General features: G+C 72.5%; 13 protein-coding genes, 1 tRNA gene and 1 pseudogene. 6 read left to right on the forward strand and 9 right to left on the reverse strand.

Translation table 11 applies throughout. The annotated features are described in order from the left end of the window. Nucleotides 1-22: 22 nt before the first annotated feature. The 3 genes from AC07GB_RS09100 to AC07GB_RS09110 are packed head-to-tail and all read right to left on the reverse strand — an operon-like array spanning nucleotide 23 to nucleotide 5,155. A complete protein-coding gene (locus tag AC07GB_RS09100) occupies nucleotides 23-2,179 on the reverse strand; it encodes an acetate--CoA ligase family protein (protein ID WP_478843086.1) in 2,157 nt (718 codons plus the stop codon). Then, on the reverse strand, nucleotides 2,180-3,448 hold the full coding sequence (gene frc, locus AC07GB_RS09105) for a formyl-CoA transferase (RefSeq protein WP_478843088.1): 1,269 nt from the start codon (nucleotides 3,446-3,448) through the stop codon (nucleotides 2,180-2,182). Between the two features lie 12 nt (nucleotides 3,449-3,460). Further along, on the reverse strand, nucleotides 3,461-5,155 hold the full coding sequence (locus AC07GB_RS09110; RefSeq protein WP_478843090.1) for a thiamine pyrophosphate-binding protein: 1,695 nt from the start codon (nucleotides 5,153-5,155) through the stop codon (nucleotides 3,461-3,463). Nucleotides 5,156-5,322: 167 nt separating this feature from the next. Between AC07GB_RS09110 and AC07GB_RS09115 the strand changes: the two are divergent. After that, a pseudogene (locus AC07GB_RS09115) lies at nucleotides 5,323-5,827 on the forward strand (ATP-grasp domain-containing protein); the annotation flags it as partial. Nucleotides 5,828-6,099: 272 nt separating this feature from the next. Here the strand turns inward: AC07GB_RS09115 and AC07GB_RS09120 are convergent. Then, nucleotides 6,100-7,434, reverse strand: a complete 1,335-nt coding sequence (locus AC07GB_RS09120; protein ID WP_478843092.1) for a DUF2254 domain-containing protein — start codon at nucleotides 7,432-7,434, stop codon at nucleotides 6,100-6,102. A 150-nt stretch (nucleotides 7,435-7,584) separates the two neighbouring features. On the opposite strand from AC07GB_RS09120, the gene AC07GB_RS09125 reads away from it, so the two are divergent. The 3 genes from AC07GB_RS09125 (at nucleotide 7,585) to AC07GB_RS09135 (ending at nucleotide 9,145) form a co-directional block, all read left to right on the forward strand. Further along, nucleotides 7,585-7,672: transfer RNA gene (locus tag AC07GB_RS09125), tRNA-Leu, on the forward strand. A gap of 471 nt (nucleotides 7,673-8,143) precedes the next feature. Beyond that, nucleotides 8,144-8,317: a hypothetical protein gene (locus tag AC07GB_RS09130; protein WP_478843094.1), complete on the forward strand. Its 174-nt coding sequence runs from the start codon at nucleotides 8,144-8,146 to the stop codon at nucleotides 8,315-8,317. Nucleotides 8,318-8,596: 279 nt separating this feature from the next. Further along, nucleotides 8,597-9,145 (forward strand): hypothetical protein, encoded by a 549-nt coding sequence (locus AC07GB_RS09135; protein WP_478843096.1) that lies wholly within the window; start codon nucleotides 8,597-8,599, stop codon nucleotides 9,143-9,145. Between the two features lie 41 nt (nucleotides 9,146-9,186). On the opposite strand, the gene AC07GB_RS09140 is transcribed toward AC07GB_RS09135, so the two are convergent. Next, a complete protein-coding gene (locus AC07GB_RS09140) occupies nucleotides 9,187-11,121 on the reverse strand; it encodes a glycoside hydrolase family 3 protein (protein WP_478843098.1) in 1,935 nt (644 codons plus the stop codon). A gap of 433 nt (nucleotides 11,122-11,554) precedes the next feature. On the opposite strand from AC07GB_RS09140, the gene AC07GB_RS09145 reads away from it, so the two are divergent. Next, a complete protein-coding gene (locus AC07GB_RS09145) occupies nucleotides 11,555-12,583 on the forward strand; it encodes a zinc-dependent alcohol dehydrogenase (RefSeq protein WP_478843100.1) in 1,029 nt (342 codons plus the stop codon). A gap of 13 nt (nucleotides 12,584-12,596) precedes the next feature. Continuing rightward, on the forward strand, nucleotides 12,597-13,586 hold the full coding sequence (locus tag AC07GB_RS09150) for a Gfo/Idh/MocA family protein (RefSeq protein WP_478843102.1): 990 nt from the start codon (nucleotides 12,597-12,599) through the stop codon (nucleotides 13,584-13,586). An 18-nt stretch (nucleotides 13,587-13,604) separates the two neighbouring features. On the opposite strand, the gene AC07GB_RS09155 is transcribed toward AC07GB_RS09150, so the two are convergent. From AC07GB_RS09155 to AC07GB_RS09170, 4 genes are all read right to left on the reverse strand, one after another. Further along, nucleotides 13,605-14,462 carry a phytanoyl-CoA dioxygenase family protein gene (locus AC07GB_RS09155; protein ID WP_478843104.1) on the reverse strand — a complete coding sequence of 286 codons (858 nt, stop codon included), beginning with the start codon at nucleotides 14,460-14,462 and terminating at the stop codon, nucleotides 13,605-13,607. Nucleotides 14,463-14,642: 180 nt separating this feature from the next. Continuing rightward, on the reverse strand, nucleotides 14,643-15,791 hold the full coding sequence (locus tag AC07GB_RS09160; RefSeq protein WP_478843106.1) for an acyl-CoA synthetase family protein: 1,149 nt from the start codon (nucleotides 15,789-15,791) through the stop codon (nucleotides 14,643-14,645). A gap of 10 nt (nucleotides 15,792-15,801) precedes the next feature. Next, nucleotides 15,802-17,019, reverse strand: a complete 1,218-nt coding sequence (locus tag AC07GB_RS09165; RefSeq protein ID WP_478843108.1) for a hypothetical protein — start codon at nucleotides 17,017-17,019, stop codon at nucleotides 15,802-15,804. Then, nucleotides 17,016-19,160, reverse strand: a complete 2,145-nt coding sequence (locus AC07GB_RS09170) for an aminotransferase class I/II-fold pyridoxal phosphate-dependent enzyme (protein ID WP_478843110.1) — start codon at nucleotides 19,158-19,160, stop codon at nucleotides 17,016-17,018. The genes AC07GB_RS09165 and AC07GB_RS09170 overlap by 4 nt, the downstream gene beginning before the upstream one ends. Between the last annotated feature and the right edge of the window lie 102 nt (nucleotides 19,161-19,262).

Consider the following 19,262-nt stretch of genomic DNA (forward strand, 5'->3'; position numbering starts at 1 on the left):
TCCGCCCCGAGCGCCGGTCACCTCATCGGCCGCCCTCCAGCAACCCCGCGGCGCGGGCCCACCGGTACTTCGCCCCGAGGACCTCGACCGGCCTCTCCGTGGTGTACGGGTAGGCCACGACACCGCGTTCGAAGAGGTACTGGCTCGCTTCCTCCACCTCGACGTCGCCCGCGAGCGAGGCGACGACGGGCTTGTCGATGCCGCGTTCGTGGAACTCGGCGATCACGCGGGCCGTTAGTTCAGCGAAGACCATGGGAGGGGTGACGATGGTGTGCCAGTAGCCGAGGACCAGCGCGTGGACGCGCGGATCCTCCATGCCGAGCCGGATCGTCGCCTCGTACGTGGACGGGGGCTCGCCGCCGGTGATGTCCACCGGGTTGCCCGCGGCGCCGAACGGCGGGATGAAGGCGCGGAACGCCGCGTCCAGGTCGGGCGGGATGTCCATGAGCCGCAGGCCGTTGTCGGTCACCGCGTCGGAGAGCAGCACTCCGGAGCCCCCTGCGCCGGTGATGATGACGACGTTGTCGCCCCGGGGCGTGGGGAGGACGGGCAGGGCCCGCGCGTACTCCAGCATCTCGTGGAGGCCCGGGGCTCGGATCACCCCTGCCTGCCGCAGGACGTCGTCGTAGACGGCGTCGTCGCCCGCCAGCGCGCCCGTGTGGGACCCGGCGGCCCGGGCGCCCGCCGCGGTGCGGCCCGCCTTGAGGACCACCACGGGCTTCTTGGGCACGGTGGCGCGCGCGGCCTCCACGAACGCCCGGCCGTCCTTGAGGTCCTCCAGGTGCATGGCGACGCACTGGGTGCGCGGATCCTCGCCGAACCACGTGAGCAGGTCGTCCTCGTCGAGATCCGACTTGTTGCCGAGCCCCACGATCGCCGAGACACCGGTCTTCGTGGCGCGTGCGAAGCCGAGGACGGCCATCCCGATGCCGCCCGACTGCGAGGTGAGCGCCACCCCGCCCTTCACGTCGTACGGGGTGCAGAACGTGGCGCACAGGTTCTGCCACGTCGAGTAGTAGCCGTAGATGTTCGGCCCGAGCAGCCGCACTCCATGGTGACGCCCGATGGCCACGATCTCGTCCTGGAGGGCCTGCTGCCCGGTCTCGGCGAACCCGGAGGGGATGAGGACCGCGTTCGGGATCCCCTTGCGGCCGACCTCCTCCAGCGCCTTCGCGACGAACGCGGCGGGGATCGCGAAGACCGCCACATCCACCTCGCCAGGCACATCCGTAACGCTCTTGTAGGCCTTGCGGCCCAAGATGTCATCGGCCTTGGGGTTCACGGGGCGGATCTCACCCGGGAAGCCACCGTCGATGAGGTTGCGCATCACCGAATTGCCGATCTTCCCCGGCTCGTTGGAGGCGCCGATGACGGCGACGGAGCGGGGCCGCATCAGTCGCCGCATCGAAGCCAGCATCTCCGCACGCGTATAGGTGGGGCGCTCCTCAGGGGCCCGGTCGCCGAGGATGACACGGACGTCCGCGGCGAGCGCGCCTCGGGGAGTCGCGACCACGGGGTTGAGGTCGACCTCGGCGATCTCCGGGAAATCCGTGACGAGTTGGGAGACACAGCGGATCTGCTCCGCCAGCGCCCGGCGGTCCACGGGTTCCGCTCCGCGCACACCGCGCAGGACGTCGGCCGCACCGATCGAGTCGAGCATCGAGACCGCCTCGTCGTCGTCGACGGGCGCGAGGCGGAACGTGACGTCCTTGAGGACCTCCACGAGCACCCCACCGAGCCCGAAGGCGACGACCTTGCCGAACGTCGGGTCGGTGACCGCGCCGACGATCACCTCCCGCGCGTCCGCGCCCGACGGCAGCAGCTCCTGCACCTGTACGCCGTCGACCCGCGCGGTCGGCTTGTACGCGCGCGCGTTGTCGACGATGCGGTGGAACGCCGCACGGACGTCCTCGGCGCCTTCCACGCCCACCACGACACCGCCCGCGTCGGTCTTGTGGAGGATGTCCGGTGACACGATCTTCATGACGACGGGACCGTCGAACCGGGCCGCGTGTGCCACGGCCTCGTCGACGTCCCGGGACAGCTCCTCACCGGGCACGGCGATGCCGTACGCGTCCGCGAGGACCTTCCCCTCCGGAGCCGTCAGCGAGGTGCGCCCCTCGGCGCGTACGGAGTCCAGCAGCGCGCGCACGCGCTCCAGGCGGTCGTCGGCCGGCAATCAGATCACTCCGTTCGACTTGAGCACGCGCAGCTCGTCGTCATCCAGGCCGAGTTCGCCGACGAACACCTCTTCGTTGTGCTCCCCGAGCAGGGGCGAGGTGACGACGTCGACGGGCGAGTCGGAGAGCTTCAGCGGCGAGCCGACGGTGGTGAACGTGCCCCGCTCGGGGTGGGCGACCTCGACGACCATCTCGTTGGCGACGAGCGAGGAGTCCTCGATGATCTCCTTGGTCGACAGGATCGGGCCGCACGGGATGTTGTGGGCGTTGAGCCGCTCCAGGACCTCCCACTTGGGCAGGGTGGAGGACCACTCCTCGATCAGCTGGAACATCTTGGACAGCTGGGGGAGTCGGGCCTCCGGAGTGGCCCACTCGGGGTCGTCGGCGAGTTCGGGGCGGCCGATCAGCTCGGTCAGGGGCTTCCAGCCGACGGGCTGCACGATGACGTACACATAGTCGTTGGGCCCGCCCGGCGCGCACTTGACGGCCCAGCCGGGCTGGCCGCCGCCGGAGGCGTTGCCGGACCGGGGAACTTCGCCGCCGAAGTCGTCGTTGGGATATTCAGCGAGCGGGCCATGGGCCAGGCGCTGCTGATCGCGCAGCTTCACCCGGCAGAGGTTGAGCACGGCATGCTGCATGGCCACGTTGACCCGCTGACCGCGCCCCGTGCTCTCGCGCTGGAAAAGCGCCGCGAGAATCCCCGCCACGGCGTGGATGCCCGTGCCCGAGTCCCCGATCTGGGCCCCCGTCGCCAGCGGCGGCCCGTTCTCGAAGCCCGTGGTCGCCATCGACCCGCCCATGGCCTGCGCGACGACCTCGTACGCCTTGAAGTCGGTGTACGGGCCGTCCCCGAACCCCTTGATGGAGGCATAGACGATACGCGGATTGATCTCCTGGATGCGTTCCCAGGTGAAGCCCATGCGGTCGACCGCGCCCGGGCCGAAGTTCTCGACCATGACGTCGGAGCGCCGGATCAGCTCGGTGAGGAGTTCCTTGCCGCGCTCGGTCTTGGTGTTGAGGGTGATGCTCCGCTTGTTGCAGTTGAGCATCGTGAAGTACAGCGAGTCCACGTCCGGGAGGTCACGCAGCTGCTTGCGCGTGATGTCGCCGGTCGGTGCCTCCAGTTTGACCACGTCGGCACCGAGCCAGGCGAGCAGCTGGGTGGCGGAAGGGCCGGACTGGACGTGCGTCATGTCCAGGACGCGGATGCCGTCGAGAGCCTTGGCCGCCGACCGGGCTGGGGGAGTGGTGTGAGCCTTGTGAGCCATGGCAGGAACACCTCACTTGTACATGGTCTGGTTCATGGTTCCGGGGGCGTAGGCGTCCGGGTCGACCCACACGTTGATCAGGGAGGGCTTGCCGGACTCGCGTGCGCGGCGCAGCGCGGGGCCGATGTCGGCGGGGTCGCGGACCTCTTCGCCGTAGCCGCCGAGCATCCGCGCGAACTGGTCGTAGGGGACGTCTCCGAGGGTGTTGCCGACCCGCTCGCGCTCGGCGCCGTACTTGGCCCGCTGGCCGTAGCGGATCTGGTTCATGGAGGAGTTGTTGCCGACGATGCCGACGAAGGGGAGGTGGTAGCGCACGAGGGTCTCGAAGTCCCAGCCGGTGAGGCTGAAGGCGCCGTCCCCGAAGAGGGCCACGACCTCCTTGTCGGGCCGGGCCTGCTTGGCGGCGAGCACGAAGGGGATGCCGACGCCGAGCGTGCCGAGCGGCCCCGGGTCCATCCAGTGCCCAGGGGCCTTGGGCTGGACCACCTGGCCGGAGAAGGTGACGATGTCGCCGCCGTCGCCGATGTACAGCGAGTCCTCGGTGAGGAAGTCGTTGATCTCGCTGACCAGTCGGTAGGGGTGGATGGGCGAGGCGTCGGAGCGCAGTTGCGGCAGCCGCTTCTCGACGGCCGTCTGCTCGGCCGCCCGCAGTTCGTCCAGCCATTCCTTGCGCCGGGAGGCCCCGCCGTTGATGCGCCCGGAGGCCGCTTCGGTGACGGACTTCAGGACGAGCCCCGCGTCGCCCACGATGCCGAGGTCGATGTCGCGGTTCTTGCCGACGGTGCGGTAGTCGAGGTCGATCTGGACGACCGTGGCCTCCGGAGAGAGGCGTTTTCCATAGCCCATGCGGAAGTCGAAGGGGGTGCCGACGATCAGGATGAGGTCGGCGTTGGCAAAGGCGTAGCGTCGCGAGAGCTGGAAGTGGTGGGGGTCTCCCGGGGGCAGCGTGCCGCGGCCGGCGCCGTTCATGTACGCGGGCACGTTGAGGGCCCGGACCAGGTCGACGGCCGCCTCGGTGCCGCGTGTGGTCCACACCTGGCTGCCCAGGAGGATGGCGGGTTTCTCGGCGTGCACCAGGAGGTCGGCGAGCTTCTCGACCGCCTCGGGGTCCCCGGCCGACCGGGTGGAGGCGCGGTAGTGCCCCGCACGCGGGATGCGTGCCTCCTCCAGGGGCACCTTGGCGTCGAGTACGTCGCGCGGTATCTCCAGGAAGGACGGGCCAGGGGCGCCGTGATAACACTCGCGGAAGGCCATGGACACCATGTCGGCCGTGCGTGCCGTGTCCGGCACGGTGGCGGCGAACTTGGTGATCGGCGTCATCATGTCGACGTGCGGCAGGTCCTGAAGTGAGCCCATCTTGTGCTGGGTGTGGGCTCCTTGGCCGCCGATCAGCAGCATCGGGGACTCGGCGCGGAAGGCGTTCGCGACCCCTGTGACGGCGTCCGTCGTGCCGGGCCCGGCCGTCACCACGGCGCAGCCCGGTTTGCCGGTCACGCGTGCGTAGCCGTCGGCGGCGTGGGCGGCGACCTGTTCGTGGCGTACGTCGATGACGTCGATGCCTTCGTCGACGCACCCGTCGTAGATGTCGATGATGTGGCCGCCGCACAGGGTGTAGATGACGTCGACACCCTCCGCCTTGAGGGCTTTGGCGACCAGATGTCCACCGGAGATGAGGGTGGTACTCGTGTCGCTGCTGTCGTCGGGCATGACGAAGTCCTGTCCCTTCGTAGGGGAGTTGGAGCGCGCTCGCACGTAGCGTGGGGCGCCCTCGCAGTGCATTGCATACAGTCGACGAATACTGTATGGACCTTGTTATCCCTCATCCGGTGGAGGGTGTCCAGGGGGCGTGCGGCACTTTCGGACAGGGGCCGGACATGGGCCTGTACGAGCGCCAGGCAAGGGAACTCTTGGGAGATCACGGCATCTTGGTGCCGCGTGCCGAGGCGGGCCTTGGGCCCGGCCGCCGCAGAGCTGGTGGGACGCCAGCTCCTCGATGGACATTGAGGGCTGCACCGTACGCGCGGTGATGTTGGCCGAACTCGCCTTAGTAGAGCGAGGGTTCTACGTCTCGTACGTACTGGACTGGGCTGCGGGCCAGTTCCTCGCGACCGCCTGCGCAGAAGGCGGCGTAGACACGAGGGTGACGCGGCGACCGGCCCCGGGGCGGTGGTGCGCCTTCCTGTCGACCCCGCCGAGGGTGTGCCCCGGCGCAGGGCGGACGCGCTGCTCGTCGAGGTCAATCCGCTCGTACGCACACCCCGGAGGCGGCTGATCGCACTTGACGCGAAAGTGACCCTCGATGACGACGCGCGCTTCCGGCAGGCCTGCTGGGGTGCGCAGGACACGTACGACGACGAGCGCGAGGCGGCCGCGGTGGCCGGGTCCTGAAGCTCTGGCGCGGCACCTGGCATCTCGACGGCCGCGCCCAGCCCGCCACCAGCCCGGTCGGCGCGCGCCCGGCTCGACGCCAGCACCGCCCGCCAGGCCTGGCTTGGTGCGCCCCAGCCCGGGGCGCCGTCGGCCCGAGGGCGTCGGTCGGGTGCGCCCCCGCTCGTGGCGGCGCAGGGCGCGGGGTGTCTCAGCCCGTGTGCCCTCCGTCAGGTGTGCCCCACCCCGGGGCGGGCTCGAGGCCGAGCGCGTACGTGCTTCCCTCAGCCGATTCCCTGGCGGTCCGGCAGGAGGGCGAACTCGCGGTCCGCGGTCTCGGGTACTACCCGCTCCACCGCCTGCTCGAGCAGCGCCCGGTGCCGCAGGAGAGGCGTCCTGCGCTCCTCGGGGGCCAGGAGCAGCAGGTCGTCGATGCCGGCCAGCATGCGCCGGGTGACCTGGGGGTTGCCGGGAGCGCAGCCGCGGATCTCGGTCAGGCCGAGGTCGACCAGGTCCGTCCAGTCGGGCACGGGCTGGATGAGCCGCACCTCGCCGCGCCGGTCGCGGTGGCGCAGCGCGCCCAGGGGGTACGGGGCGAGCACGGCGAGGAACTGCACGATGCGGTCCAGGGCCTGCACGGCAGTCGTCGGGTCGTTCACGGCCGGGGACAGCGCCCGCAGCGCGATGTCGGACAGCTGCCGCAGACCGAAGCCCAGATCCTGGTGGAACGTACGTTCTACTCCGACGTACACGGTGTACCGGAGGGCGCGGCGCCCCGGCGGGAGGCCGCCGTGCACCGTGAACACGGGCGTGCCCGGCACCACGAAGTCCCCTGTGCGCGGCAGCAGCCGCAACACCACGCCCTGACGGCGCGCGGCCCGCACCGCCCGCGCGATGTGTACGTCCCGCAGCACCCCGGCCGGGCCCTCGTGCGTGATCCGCGCGGTCTCCGGGCCGAGCCGCTCGTCGTCGACCTGCCCCTCCGCCGGGTGCTTCGCGGCCACGCGGAACGCCTCCCGGGCGATCCGGTCGATGACGAAGCCGATCCGCATCATCCGCAGGGTGCCGTTCACATAGGCCACGAAGAGCAGGAGGCTCAGAAGGACCATGGCGAGGGCGAGCAGCCCCTCGACGAGCGGGACGTTCGTCACGAGCCGCGGGTCCTGCTCACTGTCGAACGACGTCAACGTCATCAGGGAGAACAGGAACGTCGCGAGGAAGACCGTCAGCGTGGCCTTGGTGATCCGGGAGCGGACGTAGAGCCGCACCACCCGGGGACTGAACTGGCCGCTGGCCATCTGCACGGCGACCAGCGAGATGCTGAAGACCACACCGATGAAGGTCATCATCGCCGAGCCGATAGTGCTGATGACCACCTTGGTGTCCTCGGCGAGCTGGTTCAGCTCCTTGATCGTGTCGTACTCCCCGTGGTCCTGGAGGATCCGCACCCACTCCGTGTCCACCTCGGCGGCGATCCACCACAGCACCAGGGACCCCACCAGGCCCGCCGTCGGCGCGAACCACATCGTGTCCCGCAGATGCTCGCGCAAGGGAGACAGCACCCGCGGCCGCCGGACCCGCACGTCACCCAGTGAACCTGTAAGCAAACCGTCACTCATGGTGAAACTCTAGGCGCGGGGCCGTGGGCCGGGGGGTGACGCGCGGCGGCGCGGCGTACCCAACGGATACGCAGGTGAAAGGCACTCCGAAACCTTGGTATTGTTGTCCTCGTCGCCGCGGGAAACACCCCGCAAGGCGGCAGACACCTAGTCCGGGTGGCGGAATGGCAGACGCGCTAGCTTGAGGTGCTAGTGCCCTTTATCGGGCGTGGGGGTTCAAGTCCCCCCTCGGACACCAGCAAGAACAGCCCCTCACCAGGGGCTTTCTTCATGTCTGGGCACTGGCGTGATCAGCCGTGTGACCAACGGCCCAGGAAGTTGTCCGGTCGGGGCGGGGGTGTGAGGCCGGTTCGGGCCGCGCTGGACGCGGTCAGCTTCGTCCGGCGGTGGGGCCCCGTCCGCCCAGTGCTGCTGGCGGACCCGTCGGCTCCCGGGGCCGGGGCGTCGTCGAGCTGCCGTTCGTCGGGTCATGAGGACCACCTCCCAGGCCCCCATGCTCGGCCCGGAACGACACCGCTGTGGATCTTGGTGGATAACGCCTGAGCTGTGGACAACTTCGTCACCCGTACGGCCCACGGGCGCCGGCTGTCGAGATGCCGGGCAGCTGCCGCGGAGTCAGCGTTGCAAGGGTGCGCCGTGAGGACTCCGGCGTTCTTCCTCGGTCTCTGCGCAGCTATGGCCGGAGGCCCGACCAGACAGGGTTCACTTCATGGCGAAGAAGCAGCAGTACAGGAACCAGCCCAGCGAGCGCGCTGCCGAGCAGCAGGAGAGGGCTCAGCAGCAGAGCGGCAAGAACCCCGCGGACTCGGCGGAGGCCGTCGGTAGCAGTGCCGGTGACTCGGGGGCGAACGCTGAGGGAAAGGGCAAGCGTAAGAAGGGTTAGGCGAGGGCGACGCGGTTTTTCCAGACTGATTTTTACGAGGGCCCCGGCACTCATTTACGGTGCCGGGGGCTTCTGCTGTCCAGAGACTTGGTGGTCAACTCCTGGGCCGTGGGCGACCTCGCCGCCCTCCTGAGGGAGCGGAGTCTCGTGTCGCCTGCCTGAACCGCTAATTCCCCGGGCGCTTGGGAGCCTTCAGGGGGCGCGTAGAGGCAAACCGAGGACAGCGCATCTGGTCTCTGCTCTATTGGGCTCCTGCGAGGCGAGGGGGGAGGCCTGTAGATGAGCAGTCAGAAATGTCCTCAGTGTCGACGCGGCGATCAGGTCGCCAAGGTGGCGGCGATCGTGTCGGCCGGCACGATGAGCACGCACGGCTCCAGGGGCTGGTCGGCAGGCTTCTCCAGCGACGGAAGCCTCTCGTTCTCACAGCCGTTCGGTGGGCACCGGCAGGTTACTGCTACAACACTGAGCTTCAGGCTGATGCTGATCGCGGAAGAAGAGGGAAGCGCGTCCGACGCATTCTGGTCGATCCTCTTCGCGGGGGCTTCAGCGGTCATCGCCTGGGTGATCGCCAACGAGCCGATTGCGGAGAATGGGCTCAGCCTGTACCTCGTTATGGGCTTCTTCGGTGCCTGCTTCCTTCTCGCCGGCCTCTCGTTCGGCAGCGATTTCCTCGGGCGCCACAAAGCGAGAGAGCGTAACCAAAGGATCCGCGCCGTATGGGAAACCCTCTACTACTGTCACCCTGACGATGTGGTGTACATCCCTGGTCGGCCCGGCACCTGTGTCCCTGCCGATCGCATGCCGGCCCTCCTGCGGGGCGAGCTGTGACACGTCTCTCTCGGACACGTGACCTGTGCTCGTGATCTCGGTCAGGTGCCTCCGCCGACGCCCGTGAAGACCCCGGGTGAGCTGGGGTTTTCTGGGGTTTGAGGGGTTGGAGCGGTTTGCGGGGTGGGGGCGCGGCCCGTGAGGCGTTCTGCTGCCGCGATTCCTGAGACTCGGGTCGCGCCGTGGGTGATCAGGTGGACGGCGTCGAGGGGGACACCCGTCGGTACGCCCATTTCCACGACGAGCGCGTCGGGGCGGGTGCGCAGCAGGCGGGCGAGGGCCTCGGTCATCCAGCGGTGGCGGGCCGCGTCGCGGACGACCACCACGAGGGCGCGGCCGAGTGCCGGAGTGAGGGCCGCGCGGTCGAGGACGTCGTCGAAGCCGTCCAGCTCGGCTTCCGTCAGGCGTACGGACGTCGTGTCGGGGCGTATGGCGCGCAGCGGGTCGGCGACGCCCCAGGGCGTGCCGCCGTCGACGGCCGGGTTCATGACGGGGGACAGCTCGACGACGTGCGAAGCGATGGTCGGGGGGAGGAGGGGCCTCGCCGCCTCCGCCGACCCCGCGGCCTCCGCCGACCCCGCCGACCCCGCGGCCTCCGCCGACCCCGCGGCCTCCGCCGACCCCGCCGACCCCGCGGCCTCCGCTGTCCCCACCGGCCCCGCGGCCTCCGCTGTCCCCACCGGCCCCGCGGCCTCCGCCGTCCCCACCGGCCCCGCCGCTCCCGCCGTCCCCACCGGCCCCGCCGCTCCCGCCGACCCCGCGGCCTCCACCGTCCCCACTGCCTCCGCGACCCCCGCCACCCCCACCGACCCTGGCGATTCCGCGGCCCCCGCCACCCCCACCGACCCCGGCAATTCCCCGCTCCGCGCCATACGCTCCCCCCTCCGCGGCCGCACCCGCACCGCCCGGCGCGCCGCGACCAGGCCGATGTCGGAGCGGAGCCCGGCGCGCGTGGCGGTCCGTGCGCGGGTCGCCGACCAGGCCGTGAAGTCCCGTACGCGGGTGGCCGCCTCGGTGAGGCGGTCCTCGGGCAGGGTGCCGTCGCGTACGGCCTGGACGAGGGCGCCCGTGAGCAGGGTGACGGTCGACTCCTCGGCGCGTTCGCCGCCCACGCACACCGCGTCGACGCCGCCGGCGACGGCCCGGACGGTGGCGCCCTCGATGCCGTAGCGGTCGGTGACCGCGCCCATCTCGATGCCGTCGGTGACGACCATGCCGTCGAAGCCGAGTTCGCCGCGGAGCAGGTCGTTCAGGATGCGGGGGCTGAGCGTCGCGGGCAGGGCGGGGTCGTAGGCGGGCACGAGCAGGTGCGCCGTCATGACGGCCCGTACGCCCGACTCCATCGCGGCGATGAACGGCGGAAGGGCGGTCCGCGCGATCTCCTCGGCGCCGCCGGTGACACGGGGCAGGCCGAAGTGCGGGTCCACCAAGGTGTCGCCGTGGCCCGGGAAGTGCTTGGCGCAGGCCGCGACCCCGGCGGACTGGAGCCCCCGGATCCAGGCGGCGGTGTGCCGGGAAACGATGTCAGTGCGGGCGCCGAAGGAGCGCACCCCGATGACGGGGTTCAGGGGGTTGGAGTTCACGTCGGCGCTCGGCGCGTAGTTGAGGGAGACGCCCGCCGCGTGCAGTTCGCGCCCGATGTCGTGGGCGACGCGCTCGGTGAGGTCGATGTCGTCGACGGCGCCGAGCGCGAGGTTGCCAGGGCGGGACGCGCCCGTCCAGGCCTCCATGCGCGTCACGTCGCCCGCTTCCTCGTCGATGGCGACGATCAGGTCGGGGTTTTCGGCGCGCAGGGCGGCGGTGAGGGCCGCGACCTGCGGCGGGTCGACGATGTTCCGGCCGAAGAGGACCACGCCCCCGAGCCCGGCGGCGATCCTGCGGCGCAGCCAGTCGGGGACCTCGGTGGTGCCGACGAAGCCCGGCTGGAGCACGGAGTTGGCGAGCTGCTCCAGCCTCGGGGGACTGCTCGAAACCATGCCGGGACCTCCGGGGGGGACAGGGGTGCGGGGGGTGGGAGAGCGGGCCGACACCGTGCTGGGCGACTTGGTATAGGCCAATCGGATGTTGGCTCAGGGCATTTGGCACTGTCAAGGCATCCGAACCACCGGGAAACGGAGGGTGAACCAGCACATGGCACAGCGGCCTGACCTCGCCCGAAGCGCGCCCGGCCCGCTGGCTGAAGCGCACCCCGCCTCCTCGGCCCAAGTGCACCCGGCCCCCTGGCCGAAGCACGCCCCGCCTCCTCGGCCCAAGTGCACCCGGCCCCCCGGGCCCAAGCACCCCCCAGAGGCCACCTTGTACGACTCGCGTTCGCGCGATGGAATTCGTGTACGAGCCAGGGAGTGGACTCTCGCCGTGCGGTGGCGGGCCGCCCCGGGCCCGAACGAGGCCGAGCTGAGGAGGAACCCCTTGCGGCGGTACGAACTTGTCGGACGGCGTGACATCAGGCTGGTCACCGACGCGCCGGTGCCGGAGCCGGGCCCGGGCCAGGTGCTCGTCCGCGTCCGCGCGTGCAGTGTCTGCAACCGCAGCGACCTCGCGTACTACCACTACTACGGCCTCAGGGAGCACTGCGCGACGGGCTGTTACGGCCACGAGATCGCCGGCGTCGTCGAGGCCGTCGGGCCCGGAGTCACCCGCGTGGCGCCGGGGCGGCGCGTGTTCGTGCGGACCCCGCTGACGTCGGGCTACGCCGAGTTCGCCCTCGCGCGGGAGATAGCCGTCGGCGCGCTGCCCGACGCCGTGCCCTTCGAGCAGGGCTCGATGTTGCAGCTGCTGCCGCTCGCTGTGCACGCCACGCGCGGGGTGGGGCTCGGCGACCGCGTCGTCATCATCGGGCAGGGGCCGGTCGGCCAGATGGCGCTGCGGATGGCCGCGCGGCGCGGCGCCGCGCACATCACCGCCGTCGACCTCGACCCGTGGCGCCTTGAGCGCTCCACCCGGGCGGGCGCCGACGCGGTGCGCCACGTCGACGGCAGCGCGTCCCGACTCGCCGCCCTCAAGGAGGAGTTCGCCCGGGGTGCGGCAGGGGAGGAGTACGACGTCGCGATCGACGCCGTCGGCACCCCCACCACCCTCAACGCCTGCGTCGGCCTGGTCCGGCAGAACGGCCTCGTCGTCATGCTCGGCACCCACCACGTGGACACGCACGTCACCGTCGACCTCGTGACGTGGGAGCGCAAGGGCCTGCGCGTGCACAGCTCCGCCGAGCCCGTGGACACCGCGCGCGCCGAGGCGCTGGCCGTCGCCGAACGTCTCGTCCACCGCGACCCCGACCGGCTCCGCCTGCCCGACCTGCACACTCATACGTACGCCCTCGACGAACTCCCCAAGGCCATGGAGCAGTTGTCCGCCAGCAGGTCGCTGCACCCCGACGCCGAACGTGCCCCGTACGACGGGCCACCGCCCGAGACCCTGAAGGTCGTCATCGTCCCGTGACGGCGGCCGGACGGTGAGGTGGGCGGTCGCCGGGTACGGCGACGTCGTGGAGCGCCGGGTGCTGCCCGCCCTGCGGGCGCTCGGCCAGGAACCCGTGTATCTGTGGGGACGCGATCCGGACCGGGCGGCGCACCTCGCCGCCCGGCACGGCGTACGGGCCTCCGGCAGTGACGAGCGCGGGCTGTTCGGCGACGAGGTCGAGGCGGTGTACGTCGCCACACCCGTGGTGCGCCATGTCCCGCTGGCGCGCGCCGCGTTGGCGGCCGGGCGCCCGGTGCTCGTCGAGAAGCCGCTCGCCGGGGGCCTTCACCGGGACGCGGCCCCGGACGCGGACCAGGACACGGCCCAGGCCCCAGACCTGACCGCGGACCTGGACGGCGGCCCGACCGCCGCCGTCGCCTACTACCGCAGACTCGCCCCGGCCGTACGCCGCCTGCGCGAGGAACTGGACGGCTGGACACCCGCGCGCGTGGACGTACGGTTCCGCTGCGCCTTCGCCCCGGGCCCCGGCCACCCGATGCGCTGGCGCACCGACCCGGCCGTCGCGGGCGGCGGGGTGCTCGCGGACGCGGGCAGCCACCGGCTCGACCTGCTCGTCATGCTGTTCGGCCGCCCGGACGGCGTGCGCGGCCGGCTCACGGACCGCTTCCCCCGGGGCGCGGAGCGGCGGGCCGACGTGGAGCTGACCTGGGCGTCCGGCGTACGGGCGCGCGTCGTCGCGGAGTGGGGCGACGCGCCGTCCGTGGACCGGATCGAGGTCGTGGGCGAGGGCCGGTCCCTGACGCTCGATCCGCTCGACGCGGGTCACCTCCGCGTGCGCACCCCGTACGGGACGAGGGAGATGACGCTGCCGCCGGTGGCCAACCCCCACCAGCCGCTGATCGCCGACTTCGTCGAGGCGGTCGCGGCCGGCCGGCCGCCCGCGTGCCCGGTGCCGGACGCCCGGATCGTGGACGAGATCATCGTGGCGGCGGGCCGCCCGGACCCCACCCGGCCCGCCTGAACGTTCCTGCCGGGTTCTTCAGGCGCCGTCATCCGCCGACCAGGGCCGCAGCCAGCGTGGGTCGGGGGTGTCGCCCGCCCGGATGAACCGCGCGTCGATGGAGAGCCGCATCGCCTCCGTCGTCGTGTCCAGGGACGCGTGGATGACGTTCGGCAGGTGCACCATCAGGTCACCGGCGGCGAAGTCCGCGTGCAGCCACCTGCGGCCCAGGGTCCGTGCGGTGAACTCCAGGTCGTGGCAGATCTGCCGCCGGTCGTCCGGCCGGTCCGTGGTGTCGCGCAGCGGCTCGTACTCCTCGGGGGTGAGCGTGTGCGAGCCCTCCAGGTACACGAGCGCGCCCGAGCGCGGCGGACAGTCGCCGACGGGGATCCACATCGTCACGACCCGGGGCGAGCCCTCGTCCATGTAGTCGAAGTCGACGTGTGCGCGGGAGGCGCGACGGGTGCCCCGGTGGAAGTGGCGCAGGATGCGGCGCGGCAGCATCCGGGCGTCGCCCTCGAGGAGGTCGGCGGCCAGCTTGGCGAGCCGGGGGTCGTCGAGGAAACGGTCGAAGGTCTCGGAGCGCACGAAGGCGTGCGCCGGGTGCCCGGCCACGCCGTGTTCGGGCAGCTCCGGCGGCACCCGGCCGGAGAACACGCCCTGCCGGGGTGTGGTGCCCGGCGCGAGGTAGCCGCGCGGAAGCAGCGAGAAGTACGCGGAACGCAGCCGGAGCACCTCCTCCGGGTCGAGGAACCCCGGCAGATACAGATAGCCGTCCGCGCGCAGCCGCTCGCGCAGGGCGGCGGGGCCCGGCAGCGGCGTCGTACCGGTGGCGCGCAGCGGGCCGAAGAAGTCGGGGGAAAAGGGTATGGGTACGCCGTTCGACGAGAGGTTCACGAGGGAGTCCTTACGCCAGGGTCGACAGAGGGAGTCCTTGGGGCAGGGTCGGCAAGAGGCAGCGGCGGTGTGCGGGCCCCTGACCCTCAAGGTGGCGCCACCCGGAGGGCCGAGGCCGGCAAGTCGGCGTAACCGGCGGCGAGGTGATGAGCCGTCAGTGACAGACGCGCCCGGAGTACGTCAGTACACGCCCTCCACGGCTTCGTCGGCCCCCGCGAGGCCGTCGTGGAAGGCCCTGACCGCGGCCACGCCGTCCCAGGGGAACCACGGGTGCGGCCCGGTCCTGATCGCGCTGTCCCGTTCGAGGAGATTGGGCAGGAAGAGGTCTTCGAGGAGGGTGGTGACGCGCACCCGGCCGCGCTCGCCCTCGGCCACCTCGCGCCAGGGATCCTGCGGGTCGACGACCTGGAGGACCGCGAAGGGGGGTGGCAGATGGTACGAGTGGCCGGTGCCCTCGGGCAGCCTGGGCGCGCCCGGCACCGCGTCGGCCTGGAGCGCGTGGCCCGCCAGCGTGTTGCCGTACGTGTCGATCCACTGCACGCCGTCGAGGTGCTCCTGGCGCAGGAAGGCGGCCTCGGCCGCGCTGCACGTGGTGCCGCCGGTGCACACCGCGCGGATGCCGTACGTGTGCAGGGGGCGCGGCAGGCGCATGGCGAGTTCGAGGAGCAGCCGCGAGGTGGTGAAGAGCAGGGCGGGACGCTCGGCGGTGAGCAGGGTCAGGGTCTGCTCCACCAGGTGGGAGGTGTAGGCATCGGCCTCGCCGCCCGCGCGCAGCGACGCCTTCACCCAGCGCGGGTCGAAGTCGATGGCGAACACGGCGCCGTGCCAGCTGTCCGCGAGGCCCTCCACGAAGTGCCCGTACGCGTGCGGGCCGCTCGGGGTCATCGCGAGCACGTCACCGCCCGCGACGCCGCGTGCCTGAAGGACCGTGCGGTAGACCTCGACGTCGTAGGCGAGGCGCGTGACGTTCACGATCCGGCAGGGCGCGCCGGTGGTGCCGCCCGTCTCGAACACGCGGAACGGGCGGTCGTGGTAGCCGCGCGGGCGCAGGTCGAGGGCGCTCGCCGCGCGCAGCTCGCCCTTGTCGAACAGGCCGAAGAGTTCGAGCGCGGCGAAGCAGTCGACGTCCTTGAGCGGGTCGAAGCCGAGCCGGGGCAGGCGGGCCACCCAGAACGGCGAGCCCGTCTCGGGCGAGAAGTGCCAGCGCATCATGCGCCGCGTCCACGTATCGAGATCCACGGCGAGCTGGGGCAGACGCCCACGCAGCGTGTCGTACAGGGTGGCGAAGGTGACCTGCGGGGTGTGCCCGTCGCGGGCCGTGGTCGTCATGGGCCTCCTCCTAGGAGTGCGGGGTCGGTGGCCGGTGGACGAAGAGGGAGTCGTCGGCGATCGCGCGGGCGGCGTCGGCGCTGGCACCGAGCACGGCGGCGAACGGGAAGGGCACCTCGTGCCCGACGAGCGGATGCGTGTCGTCGGATGCGGTGAAGTGGCCGTCGAGCAGCACGAGATGGGGGCGTACGAAGACGTCGCCGCGCGCGCTCTCGACCACGGCCGGCTCGCGGGTGAGCAGCCGGTCCCCGGCGCGCAGCAGGGCGCGGACGCGAGCGGTGGCGCGCTCGGCATCCCCGGGGTCGCGGAACGCGGTGAGGGGCCAGTCGGGGGCGGCGGGGTCCGGCGCGGGCCCCGGGTGCAGCGCGTCGAGCGCGGCGGCCAGGGCCTTCGCCACCGGCTCGGGGTCGGCGTCGAGGCAGACGACCGTGCGGACGTTGCGGCAGAACCGCCCGGAGTCGGCGGCGACCAGCGGCAACAGCCAGGCCACCGCGTCGTCGACCGGCAGCCCCGCGGGCACCAGGGCGCAGCCGCGCCCCGGCCCGTGCAGGGTGAGGGTGGGCGCGTCCCGCATCGAGGCGGCGAGCCCGGCGCCGCCGTACACGACGTGCCGGTCGGTGAGCTTCACCAGGCCGTGCAGGCCGTGCCGCTCGGTCGGGTACAGGCCGATCCGCTCCGCGGGCCAGTCCACCGCGAGCAGGGCCGCGACGAGGCGGGCCGCCGACAGCGGCTCGCGGCGGCTCGGCCGCACCCACACCGCCGCCGAGCGCTCGGCCTGGTCGAGCACGGAGTCCAGGCAGGTGAAGGTGTTGCCGGGCAGGGCCACCAAGGCGAGCGCGTCGTCGGCGTCCGGGACGGCGCGCCCGTCCAGACCCTCGGACAGCATCGCGCACCAACGCTCGACGAGCGGACCCGGAAGGCCCGCGCTTTCCCACACCGCCGCGCGGAACGCCGCCGCGCTCTGCGGGCCGAGGCCGCCCACCGTCACCGTGCCGTGCGCGAAGAGGTCCAGGGCGGCACGCAGCCGCGCGCGGCGCTCGCCCAGCGGAGCGAGGGCCGTCCGGGCCGACCGCCACCAGCGGCGGTCGGCGTGCGCCACGATCTCCGGTACGAGCGCGAGGCGGCGCGCGGGCGCACCCGGCAGGGAAGCGGTGTCCAGCGACTCCTGCCACGCGCCCCTGCGGAAGGCGGAGACCACGGGAGGGCAGCCCGGCGCGGCGGCGGTCACGACAGCTCCTCCCGCAGGGCGGCGACCACCCGTACCTGCTCGGCCCGGGTGAGCGTCGGGTACAGGGGCAGGGCGATGTGGTGGCGGGCGAACCAGCGCGCCTGCTCGTAGGGGCCCTCCGGGTCCGCGTGCGGCGCGGTGTCGGCGAAGTAGGGCTGGTCGCACAGCAGGTGGTCGTACACCTCGCCCGCGAGGGCCACGCCGTGCCGCTCGCGCAGCCGCTTCTTCAGCAGCGGCCGGTCGACGGGGGCCTGGGGGTAGGCGAGGTACTTGTAGTAGTTGCTGCGCGCCCCGGACGGCACCGCGTGCGCCCGCACGCCGGGTACGTCGGCGAGCAGCTCGTCGTAGCCGAGGGCGAGGTCGCGCCGCGTCGCCAGGGTCCGGCCGAAGCGCTCCAGGTCGACCGTGCCGACGGCGGCGTGCAGCTCGCTCATGCGCCAGTTGCCGCCGGGCCGGTCGTGCAGGGTGGAGCCCTGCGCGCTCTTGCCGTGGTCACGCCAACGCCGCACCTGCTCGGCGTCGTCGGTCGCGGCCGGCGCGGAGGCGTCGGAGGCGTCAGGGGCGCCGGGGCGCGCGCAGGTGACCAGGCCGCCCTCCCCGCTCACCGCTACCTTCGTGGGGAAGAAGGAGAACGCCCCGAACCGGCCGAAGGAACCCGCGAACCGGCCGTCCAGGGTGGCACCGAGCGCGTGCGCCGCGTCCTCCACGACCGGCACGCCCCGCTCCGCGCACAGTGCGAGCACCTCGGTCAGGGACGGCGGCACGATGCCGCCGATGTGGACGGGCAGGACCGCCGCCGTGTCCGGGTGGCGGTCGAGCGCGGCGCGCAGCGCGTCCGGGTCCAGGCCGAGGCCGTCCAGTTCGATGTCCACGAACCGCACGGCCGCGCCCGCCCGCACGGCGGCGGCAGCCGTCGCGAAGAAGGTGTTCACCGGCACGAGGACCGTGCGGCCCGCCACGCCGATGACCCGCAGGGCGATCTCCAGGGCCGCCGCACCGGACGCCACGGCCACGCCCTCGGCGCCCGTCCAGGTCCGCGAGAGTTCCTCGAAGCGGGCCAGCTCGGGACCTTGGGTGAGATGGCCCGAGGCGAGCGCCGCGTCCACACGGTCCAGGACCGCGCGCCGGTCGGCGACGTCGAAGTGGATGCGCTGCGCGGGGACGTCGGCGGGCGCCGCGGCGGGACCCGACAGGATCCGCGTGAAGAAGGCGGCGGCGTGGCCCACGTGCGTGCCGTGGCCCATCGCCAGTTCGTGGACCTCCAGATCGCCCCCGGCCGACGCGTAGGCGCGGCGCACGGCGTCGGCCGCGGCGCGCGCGTCCGCCGGTTCCAGGTAGGAGTCGGCCGTGCCGTACTGGAGCTGGAGCGGGGCCGGGGCGAGCGCGCCGTAGAGGTCGGCCAGGTCGGCGTACTCCAGGATGCCCGGCAGGACGGCGCCTTCGTAGCCGGTGAGCAGGCGGGCGAACAGGGCCGGGTAGCTGCCCAGATGGCTCGCCGCGCACACCGGCAGGTGCCGGGGCGCGAGCAGCGCGGAGTGCAGCGCGACCGCCGCGCCCAGGCTGTGCCCGAACAGCCCGACGCGGCCGGGGTCGGCCCACGGATGCCCGGCGAGGACGTCCAGGGCGCCGAGCGCGTCGCCGACGAGCGCGCCGAGGAGGGAGCGGCCCGTGAGCGCGAAGGCGTGCGCGAGCAGGGCGCCCTCGTCCCGCCCCGCGCGGCGCTCCTCGTCGAGGCCACCGCCGATGCCGTGCTCGAAGGACAGCGTGACGAACCCGGCGCGGGCGAGGTGCTCGGCGACGTTCCGGTCGGGAAAGTCCGGGGGCGTCTCGCCGGTGAGCTGTTCCATACGAGCGTTCTTTCCGCCGAGGACGAGGACCGCGGGGAGGGGCGGTGTGACGTCCGCGGGGGCGGTGACGGTGCCGTGGAAGGTGCCGCGCAGGGGGGAGGCGAAGGCCAGCCGCTCGCGGCGCAGGCCGTCCGCGGTGGTCGTGGCGGTGGTGGTCGTGGTCAGGGGCGTCCGCTCGACGCGGGCGAGGCGCTGCACGACGGCGCGGAGTTCGCGGGACCAGGGGGTGTGGGGCGGGGCGAAGCGCAGGGCCGGCCCGGTGGCGAGCAGGTGGCGCAGGTGGGTGGTCTGCATGCGGGTCTCGTTCGCTCCTGTGGGTGCGGGTGGTGGGCCGTCGCGGGGCGTTCGGCTGCGTCCGTCGGCGCGCTCCTCGCGCGGGCGCCCCTTCCCGGACCG

It is taken from the genome of Streptomyces sp. NPDC045778, from assembly GCF_056431945.1.